The organism is Halomonas marinisediminis, assembly GCF_004347715.1.
In the GTDB taxonomy this organism is placed as follows: domain Bacteria; phylum Pseudomonadota; class Gammaproteobacteria; order Pseudomonadales; family Halomonadaceae; genus Halomonas; species Halomonas icarae.
In genome coordinates this window covers 1-260 of the sequence record NZ_SLTR01000561.1, presented here as the reverse complement: position 1 = coordinate 260, position 260 = coordinate 1, and the positions used below count along the sequence as shown (strand labels likewise).

The window sequence follows — 260 nt, the reverse complement described above, 5'->3', positions numbered from 1 at the left end:
CGCAGCAGGAACAGCACCGACAGGATCCCCACCAGCATCGGCAGGCTGAGATACCAGAACTTCTGGAACGGCGAGGCACCGTCCATGTCCGCGGCCTCGTACATATCGGTGTCGATGCTCTGCATCCGGGCCAAAATGAACAGAAAGGACAGCGGGAAGTACCGCCAGATCTCGAACACCGTCACCATGATCAGCGCAAGCGGGCGCTGGCCGAAGAAATTGATCGCCTCGTTGGTCACCCCCATCTGGATCAGCAGCGC

At 60.0% G+C, this 260-nt stretch carries 1 protein-coding gene; it reads right to left on the bottom strand.

All coding sequences use genetic code 11. The features are described 5' to 3' along the window. Nucleotides 1-260 (bottom strand): carbohydrate ABC transporter permease (locus E0702_RS17810; protein ID WP_132045815.1); only part of this gene is annotated, 260 nt, incomplete at both ends.